The 8742-nt window shown below is 45.7% G+C and carries 9 protein-coding genes and 1 pseudogene; 4 read left to right on the top strand and 6 right to left on the bottom strand.

All coding sequences use genetic code 11. The annotated features are described in order from the left end of the window. Window positions 1-503, top strand: a 503-nt coding sequence (locus X965_RS18120; RefSeq protein WP_036419602.1) for an IS6 family transposase, incomplete at its 5' end; no start/stop codon positions are given. A gap of 38 nt (window positions 504-541) precedes the next feature. Next, window positions 542-961, top strand: a complete 420-nt coding sequence (locus tag X965_RS18115) for a type II toxin-antitoxin system VapC family toxin (RefSeq protein ID WP_036419599.1) — start codon at window positions 542-544, stop codon at window positions 959-961. Window positions 962-1143: 182 nt separating this feature from the next. On the opposite strand, the gene X965_RS18110 is transcribed toward X965_RS18115, so the two are convergent. From X965_RS18110 to X965_RS19960, 6 genes and pseudogenes are all read right to left on the bottom strand, one after another. Beyond that, window positions 1144-1878 (bottom strand): molecular chaperone, encoded by a 735-nt coding sequence (locus X965_RS18110; RefSeq protein WP_253280790.1) that lies wholly within the window; start codon window positions 1876-1878, stop codon window positions 1144-1146. 16 nt (window positions 1879-1894) lie between these two features. After that, a complete protein-coding gene (locus tag X965_RS18105) occupies window positions 1895-2977 on the bottom strand; it encodes a fimbrial protein (RefSeq protein WP_036419597.1) in 1083 nt (360 codons plus the stop codon). Between the two features lie 9 nt (window positions 2978-2986). After that, window positions 2987-5497 (bottom strand): fimbria/pilus outer membrane usher protein, encoded by a 2511-nt coding sequence (locus X965_RS18100; protein ID WP_036419596.1) that lies wholly within the window; start codon window positions 5495-5497, stop codon window positions 2987-2989. Between the two features lie 14 nt (window positions 5498-5511). Next, on the bottom strand, window positions 5512-6204 hold the full coding sequence (locus X965_RS18095) for a molecular chaperone (protein WP_036419594.1): 693 nt from the start codon (window positions 6202-6204) through the stop codon (window positions 5512-5514). A 55-nt stretch (window positions 6205-6259) separates the two neighbouring features. Further along, window positions 6260-6847 carry a fimbrial protein gene (locus X965_RS18090; RefSeq protein ID WP_036419591.1) on the bottom strand — a complete coding sequence of 196 codons (588 nt, stop codon included), beginning with the start codon at window positions 6845-6847 and terminating at the stop codon, window positions 6260-6262. 917 nt (window positions 6848-7764) lie between these two features. Continuing rightward, a pseudogene (locus tag X965_RS19960) lies at window positions 7765-7842 on the bottom strand (arylsulfatase regulator); the annotation flags it as partial. Between the two features lie 100 nt (window positions 7843-7942). Here X965_RS19960 and X965_RS18085 point away from each other — a divergent pair. Both X965_RS18085 and X965_RS19955 read left to right on the top strand, forming a co-directional pair. Then, complete coding sequence (locus X965_RS18085; protein WP_036419590.1) at window positions 7943-8236, top strand: YciI family protein; 294 nt, start codon at window positions 7943-7945, stop codon at window positions 8234-8236. 80 nt (window positions 8237-8316) lie between these two features. Continuing rightward, window positions 8317-8505 carry an ANR family transcriptional regulator gene (locus X965_RS19955; protein ID WP_156341090.1) on the top strand — a complete coding sequence of 63 codons (189 nt, stop codon included), beginning with the start codon at window positions 8317-8319 and terminating at the stop codon, window positions 8503-8505. Window positions 8506-8742 lie beyond the last annotated feature (237 nt).

Raw genomic sequence — 8742 nt, 5'->3', positions numbered from 1 at the left:
ATGAAACTTATGTCAAGGTTAACGGAAAATGGTTTTACCTTTACCGGGCAATTGATAAGCACGGCGATACACTGGATATCTATTTTTCCCCGAAACGAAACCGGCATGCCGCCTATGAGTTTCTCAAACGGGTATTAAAACCTTACTCTGCTGAGCGGCAGCCAGAAATACTCAATACTGACAAACACGCCGCTTACGGTTATGCGATTGCCCGTTTAATTAAAGAAGGTAAACTTCGTAATGATGTGAAACAACGGCAAATCAAAACGCTCAATAATCGTATTGAATCCGATCACGCACCGATTAAAAAATTGATTGTCGCCACGGGCGGCTTCAAATCGGCGAAGCGGGCCTGGTCAACTATCCAGGGGGTTGAAACCTTACGAAAGCTGAATAAAGGCCAGTTTGATGAATGGCTCCGTTGTGACGAACCTGAATTTCTGGTACGGGAGCGATCAGCCTTTATCAATCGATTATTCAATGTGGAAGCCGTTTTAGCCTGAAACACTCAATGAGATCTGAACAAAAAACACGCTAATTTATTATTTGCAACAAGCCCCTCGATACTAATATTTGCTCTTTTATTATGCGTGAACAACCTGTTTCACTGCTTGAAAAGCTCCAAAAATGCGTAATGAATAATGATACTATTGTCATTTCCGCGATTACTTATTCAGAAATGCGTTTCGGGGCAATAGGAAAGAAAGCATCTCCTAAACATAATAGTTTGGTTGATGCTTTCTGTGAACGCGTAGACGCGATTTTGGCATGGGATAAAGCAGCGGTAGAGGCAACAACCGTGATAAAAAAATGCTTATCTGATGTGGGATTGCTCATAGGTAATAATGATAGCGCGATTGCTGGTCATGCTGTCGCTGTGAATGCAATATTGGTAACAAATAATACCCGTGAATTTTCACGAGTTGAAGGACTAAAAATAGAGGACTGGACTCATGTTTGATATTTTTTGGGTGTGTTTACCGTTGTTATTTTAAGGAAAGATCATTGAAAAAAAACATTTCGGAACTTTCGTCGGTTCCGGCGTAGCTCCCCAATATACGGCAAAAATTTTGTCGTTCGTTTGTCATATTTCTACTTACACAGACTCTGTCTGAACGGTGTACATGTACACAACCGAACCTTTTAATACAATGGTATAAAATTCAAATTCACTACGTTACTTGTAATAACGCCTAATTTTTTCTCTGTCCGTACACTGCGCCCTTTATCATTAATACTGATCAGCGTGACGGACTCTCCCACAGATAAATGCCCTGTGTATACCACCCGGCTCTCTGAGTAAGGAGGGAGCATCACGGTGCTGATATGTGACGGCGCATTATCTCCGCCGGAGACGAGTGCGGATAATGTGAAATAGTAAGGTGCCGGGTTTTTCAGAATCAGTGTTTCTCCTGATAACGAGGCAGAAATCTGTTCCGGGACCGCATCCGGCAGCTGCGGCAGGCCATCCGGCCGGTAAAACAGCTTTATCCGTGTCCGCAGGGCAAATTGCAGGGTATTACCGGTGGTAGCTGTCTTCGCCGGGATATCCACTACATTGAGATAAAAAACCGATTCCCGGTCGCGGGGGAGATTGTTTTTCAGAACACGGATTTTCAGCTGCTGTCCGCCGCCCCCGGCTAACCGCGTCACCGACGGTACCACCATAAACGGGGCACTGCTGGTTTCCGGCGAGGAATTGATGTCCCCCTCATCCACCCAGCTTTGTACCAGTGACGGCATTTCCCCGCTGTTGGTCAGCTGGATCTCTGTATTTTCCTGATTGCCCGGAAAAATTACCCGCGTGGTATTGATGACAACACCAGCGCATACCGCCTGCATGTACAGGAGCAGAATGATAAGAATGCCTGTCCGCATCATGTCCTCCGTCGGTTCAGTTGTAGGAAAAAACCAGGGTCGCGGAACTGCTCATTTTTCCCTGTGTCACCGGGCCGGGACTGTAGGGATAGTAATACGCGCCAAGATCGACAGAGAAGGCCGGTGAAACTGCACTGCCTTCGGCTGCACTGAAAACAGAGGTGGCACTGCCCTGAGTATTGGCACTGTCAGAAAATTGCAACGGGCTGCTGAGGTTGCCGGCTTTTACCACGCGGAAGCCAACACCACCGGCACCGCCGGAAACGGTATTGGTCAGCACGGTTTTATCGGACGCCTGCAAATTGGATGAGGACAGAAAAACAGCAATATCCCGTGATGCGGTGTTGCCCGGGAGGAGGCTGCTGCAGGTAAAATTGAGCCGGAACGGAGTGTATCCGGCCTTATCTGTAGTTTTAACGGCATTGATACTCATCAGTGGCAGACTGACGGTCAGCCCGGCATTGGTAAAGGTGCAGGTGGTCACCGGTGGATTGTAAGTAATCTGTACCGGCTGCAAAAACATATCACTGGGATCAGCCGGCCATTGCAGTGTCAGTAAAAATGCCAGAATCTTATTGAGAAGCGCAGCCAGCCAGCCAACGAGTCCCAGAATGGAGGCATCCGAAGCAAAAATAACCGGTGTTATGGTTGTAGTATTGCCTGGTACTTTGGTGTAGTTGCCGGTCGGGGTGCTGACCAAATCAAAACGCAGTGTAAACAGGGTATTAAGTTCCGTCCCGTTATGAGCGCCGTCCGTAAGATTTGTGACGTTATTCTTTGCCAGGGCGGTCAGGGTGATATTAACGAGTTGTGCGCCGTTATTAAAACCGATTGTTGCCGTCCGACCATTGAATGGTGAGTTGATCCCAATGGTATTCGGATACAGTTGCAGTAATATTGTTTTACAGGTAAACGGACCACTGAAGTTGGTCTGAGATACTTTGGATACGGTTGTGGTGGCCCCGATCAGATCAGCCGAAAGATCCAGCGCCACGGCCGAGGCGGTCTGGGTGGATGTTACTGAACAGGTGGCATAAGCGGCCCGGCTGCTTATTACTGTCAGAAATAAAAATAATACAGCGGCGGAGGTTTTCATCATTGTTTCCTTTTACCGGCAGATATTGTTGTTTTTATCCGGCGTCACCACCGGATTGCGGATAACACACTGCTGTTTCCCGTCTGCCGTCAGTTTTATAAGCAGCGATGACGGCAACTGCCCGCTTTTCAGATAGAGCAGTCCGGACTGCCCGACATACCCCAGCGGCTGATGCTGCTCATCGGTCACTTCTGTGCCGAACGGCAGTGTGCCGCCGTTTTCCCGCGCCGCCCGCAGAATGAAAGTCTGACGGGGGTCGGTTTCCATGCGGATATAACTGACAGCACCTTTATACGGGCTGACCTGGCCGATATTGCCGGTCACTTCGGCACCTGAACTTTTTTCTGTGTCTGACAGGGTGTAAGAATTGGCGCGGTAAGGGACGGATTGTGTCATCAGCACCACACCATCACTGTTTGTCAGGGATGCTTTATCCGAATTCACCATCCGGTTACCGGCCTGCGGGGCATCAATAATGGTATAGGTATTGCCGGTGTCACCGGACATGGCGATGTGGCCCGGGATAGCGACGATAGTTCCTTTTGCCCCGGCGCCCGCCTGACGGTAATCGTTCCCCTCACTGAATGAGCCGGACAGGGTGCTGTACGGATTGCGGTCAGTGAGGTTCGCGCCCGCCAGATTATTGTCGCCGTTCTGGTTTGAGCCGGTCAGTGTGTAGTTAACCAAATCATCTTTACCTGCCGTGCCGCTCAGGCTGACAGTGGCCTGCTGATAACGGGAATCGGTGGCATAAATACCGCTGCTGAGTGATGCACTTTTGCCGAAAACAAAAATTGGCACGCTGACATTCAGGTAAAACCGGGGTTCATTTTTATCATCAAAATTACGTGTCCGTGATGCAGACACGGTATAGCTGATATCGTTATAATTGTTTGAATATCCGAACTGATATTCCCGGTTGCTGCCGCCGGAATTCCAGTAATCCCGGTGTGTGCCGGAGATATAAATCCCCCCACGGTTCTCGCCCAGATACTGATTTAAATTCACGGTGAAGGTATTTTTAGCCCGTGCACCGCGCATGGTATCCATTGTCATCAGATCCGGTATTTCACGGGGTGTATTATCCGGGGTATTTTCCTGTGTATTACGGTAAGCATCCCACGCCCGGTAGTTATCCTGCTGATAGATAGCATCCGTGAAACCGTAAAAATTGTCGGTGGAATAGCGGTATGTCGCGAGGGTCAGGTTGGTGGAGGTGGTGCTGACAAACTTACTGTAGGCGATACGGTAGCTCTGGCCGCTTTTGCGGCCGGTTTTAAAGTCAGCATCCGCCTGCGTCACATCAACAGAAAGCGCACCGAACGGCAGATTCCAGGCGCTTCCCGCCAGAACAGAGCGGTAATCTTTTCCGGCAATGCCGCCGGTATACAGTGTCACGGTATTATTCAGCCCGTAACGGAATTCCCCCTGCACAAACTCCGGGCGGTAGTGTGTATTATCCAGCCGCGCCTGACCGGCGGTCAGACTGTAATTATAAATTCCCTCTTTCAGCATATCGGGCACGGCGGAGAACGGTACGGTAAATGATTCTTTCCGGCCGTCTGCTTCCTGGATAATGACAGAAAAATCGCCGCTGCCGCCGGTCGGCTGAATATCCCGGAACATAAATTCCCCCGGCGGCACGTTTTCCTGAAAAATAAGATTGCTGTTCTGGTAAATACTGACGAGGGCATTGGTCTGGGCAACGCCCCGGATGATGGGTGCGAATCCCTGGCCGGATGGCGGCAGCATATTCATATCCGTTCCCAGTGATGCGCCTCTGAATTTAAAACTGCCGAACAGCGAAGGCGGTGTGTAAAAATCCCCCAGTGTCAGTGCAGATAAAATACGGCTGATTGGACGATAAAGATAACGGCTGTTATTTTTCCAGCCTTTGTGTCCGCCGGAATAAAAGGAGTAAACCGATTCATCGCGGAATTGCCAGACACCGGGATTCAGCCCGGTATTTACGGTGGCAAAAAAACTGTCATTGTTCTGTTTGTTATTCTTTTTTTGTTTATAGTTATAGTAATTGACGTTATAGCCGAGAATAAAAGCTGGCTGTCCGTGATCCCATAATTCCGGGTCAATATAACCGGCATCGGCGGTCTTTACCCCGATTTGCGGTACGGACAGATCTAACCGTAATGTACTTTTATTCAGGTGATAAGTCAGTCCGGGTGTCAGGGTATCTGCAGGAACCGGCTGTTTCTCGGCGGACAGTTTTTTGGCATTATCAGAAAGGTTCAGTCCGAGTTTATTAATATCTTCCGGCTGAAAACTCAGGTTACTATTATGTTCTCCCACCTGAACGGTAAACTGGCCTTTCCAGGTGTTATTGACATAAATATCCATCAGTTGCTCGCCGGACGGCAGTGTATTTTCCTGATATAAACGTGAAATATCCCCTTTAGCGGATTCACCGGCCAGCAGGGTGGTATCGAATTCTTCCGTGAAACCTTCGCGGGGGTAACTCCATAATCCGGCCATAATCAGAATCGGCAGGCAGTGTTGTGTTTTCACGTTATTATCGTCCGTCAGAAGGTAATATTCTTCGACTTATACACGCCGTAATCATCCACATAGGTCACTGAGGCATTACGGGCCGCGGGTTTATTTTTCAGTGGTAATTGTTTTTCAGAAAAAGGTGGGATCATTTCGGAGACGGTCAGCCATGTGTGATTGCTGTCATTGGCATTGACCGCCGCAATGGTAAAATGATACGGGGAATTATTGGTGACGGATAAATGGTCACCGTTGAGCTTCCACTGAATATTATCAATAACCGTTTCCGGATTTGCCGTCAGCCCGGCCGGGCGGTAAAACAGCTTTATCCGTGACCGCAGGGCCACCTGTAACACACTTTTTCCTTTGGCATTGGCGGGTGTGGCCGGAATATCCAGCACACTGAGATAAAAGACACTTTCCCGGTCATCCGGTAATTTTTCATTATTTTTCTTTATTTTAAGCTGCTGCCCCTGCATGCCGTCTATTTTGACAATCGGCGGATAAACATAAAACGGGGAACGGCTGTTTTCCGGTGTGGCATTAATGTCACCGTCATCTGTCCAGCTCTGTGCTAATGATGATGTCTGGCTGTTATTATTCAGCTGAACAGTAATGCTGTCATTTTCTTCATGATAAATAAGCCGTGTCCCGTTAATCACGATATTGGCGGCAGCATTAGCGGATGAAATAAGCATCATCAGAAAAAAGAATCGGCGTTTCATTATATTCCCCCGTAAACAGTCAGGCTTTTTGATAAGCCTGACTGTCAGACAATGGTTATAAATAAGAGACTGTATAAATCACGTTGGAATGTACAGGCCCGACTTTTGCAGGAGAGGTATTGGTTTTGTAATAACTGGCAATTAATGTCACCTGATCCGATGCTGGTGCGGTTTTATCTCCCTTCACTCCTGTGTCATATGCTGCATTCAGTGAAAGTGCCACTGACGGTGCGGTTGTTGACGATAAACTGAACCCGACATTTTTCGCGACAGACGGATCCCCTTCATTAACGGTATCGTTAATCAGGTAGTTTCCGGTTGACGATATATTGTTGGGGGACGCGAAATGTATTTTCAGGTTACTTCCGGGCGGGACTGAAGCGGGTGCACAATCAGAGAATGTCATCGTAAATGCTTTCTGATTTTTGGTAATGACGGTATTTGCGGTTACCCCGGCATCCGTTACGGTAATCGGATCTAATAATACGGCGAAGTCGGTGCTGTTGCCCCCGTTAATGGTACAGGTGGTGTCACTGATAGCACCTGTGATATTAATAATTCCGCCCGCAGCAGTGACCGCGGACGCTGAACCTGAAAAAAAAGCGGCAGAAACTAATGCCGTAATAAGTGTTTTCTTTAACATGGTTAACTCCGGTAAAAATAAAACATCCGACTTAAAAAAAAAGACAATTTCAGTTATTTTCTGTGACCAAAAGAGTAAGAAAACCTGTTTTTGTAACTTACAGCTGTGTATTCTTATTATAAAAAATAATATTTTTCCAGTCTTTAATTGAAATTTGTTGTATTTTATATCATTTTCTGTGTAATTAAAAATTACGAAGTGTGGATTGCCACGGATTTAACGGATACCACTGGTGTAATTTAAGGCGTTAAAAAAACGCCAGTGGTTGGCAGGTATGATCCAGAATAATTTGAAATTGAAACAGTCAAAAAGATAATTGATCATGGTCATTTGGTTTCCGGTGTGGCTACACTTTCTAGTATTACCTCCGACGTGTCTTTAACGATAACGTCGGTAATTTCAATGCAATACATTGATTTATATATTTAAATTTTTAATTTGCACGTTATTTTAATCAGAGTGGATATGTCGTTTTTTGATTAGAATATAATTGTTGATCCAGACCGTAAATTGATTAAACCACCTGTTTGTTGTCAGAGGAATCAATCTGAAAGTGCATTTTGTTACTTTTTACAAATAAAAATAGTTTACTTTGATGGCGCATATGTTTCTTTTCATAAATAAAGATTGCAATTTATGTTTCACTTTTCATTTATCCGATATAACTAAAAAAAAAGGTCTTTTTTTGGATTTAAAATCCATATTTGATTAAAGTTTCATTTGTTTCATGTTGTTGTGCCGACTCAGTTAATTTGTTAGATGTGTATTGCAATGTGCGTGATAAATAAAAACTTTCCTCAGGAAAATATTTCCTCTCATTTATAATGGCGGGAGGATATTTGAGATTTTCGGCTGAGCAATTATACTCATGATGGGGTTCTACGCCGGAACCGCCGAAATTTCCGAAATAGGTTTTTTCAATGATCTTTCGGAGCTTCAATTAGGCCATCAGCTATCCCCTGAGCCAGTCGTTCCATCCATTTGGCAAATCGGTAACTGAATGTTACTTTTTACAATGGTTCATTCAGCATTGCTCACTTAATCTTATTGGAATAAACTTTGTTTATCAAAAATAGTTGACCATACGGATATCAAATGGCTATTACCTATCTTGTCGTTTTAACATATATAAAACCACTTAAAGACGTTGATGAGCAAATGTCGGCACATATCGAATGGTTAAAAAAAGGTTATTCAGATGGTGCTTTTCTCGCATCCGGAAGAAGAGTGCCGCGGAATGGGGGCGTTATTATAGCTCAGTGCAATGATATTCATGCTTTAGAACAACGTTTAAGCCAAGATCCATTCCAAAAGATGGGGATAGCGGAATCAGTGATTATTCCTTTTGAAGCCAGTATGAAATCAGAAGCATTACAGGATATATTTTAATTATTAATATAGTTAACGCTTTCGGCTGAGGCTGAATTGTTCCGGATTCAACTGAAAAGAGAATAAAACGATTGAAAATTATGACTGACTATCAAACTGTTGCTGAACGTGCAGCTCAAGCAGAACGAACTGAAAACTTTAATCAGGCGTCAGTTTTGTGGCACGAAGCCTGGTTACTGGCAACATCGTCAGCCAACCGCAGATGGTGCGAAGCTCGTTCACAGTTGTGTAGTCAATTTTTGAACATTTACCGGAAAACCTCATCATAATATTGTTGTTATGCGCGTCAGCGCATGTCAGGCGGCAGATATTGCTGAGAATATCACTGTGGTCAGATGGCCGCCGCAGCCCGGCAGCGCCGGTTACTGGCTGTTATAGTCCGCATACCCTCCCCCGTCCTGCCTGAACCCTCCGGTTGTAAAACCATTTCAATAAAGCGGTAATCATGTAAGCACACCCGTTTCAGTTCCACACACTTTTTGAGATTTCGTTATTTTTGATCTCCT

Source organism: Morganella sp. EGD-HP17, from assembly GCF_000512315.2.
In the GTDB taxonomy this organism is placed as follows: domain Bacteria; phylum Pseudomonadota; class Gammaproteobacteria; order Enterobacterales; family Enterobacteriaceae; genus Morganella; species Morganella morganii.
This window is presented reverse-complemented; position numbering and strand designations above follow the sequence as displayed.

Bases quoted from the DNA above. Each gene is read 5' to 3' on its own strand.
- X965_RS18110 (WP_253280790.1), bottom strand. From the start codon at position 1,878: ATGCGGACAGGCATTCTTATCATTCTGCTCCTGTACATGCAGGCGGTA.
- X965_RS18105 (WP_036419597.1), bottom strand. From the start codon at position 2,977: ATGATGAAAACCTCCGCCGCTGTATTATTTTTATTTCTGACAGTAATA.
- X965_RS18095 (WP_036419594.1), bottom strand. From the start codon at position 6,204: ATGAAACGCCGATTCTTTTTTCTGATGATGCTTATTTCATCCGCTAAT.
- X965_RS18090 (WP_036419591.1), bottom strand. From the start codon at position 6,847: ATGTTAAAGAAAACACTTATTACGGCATTAGTTTCTGCCGCTTTTTTT.
- X965_RS18085 (WP_036419590.1), top strand. From the start codon at position 7,943: ATGGCTATTACCTATCTTGTCGTTTTAACATATATAAAACCACTTAAA.
- X965_RS19955 (WP_156341090.1), top strand. From the start codon at position 8,317: ATGACTGACTATCAAACTGTTGCTGAACGTGCAGCTCAAGCAGAACGA.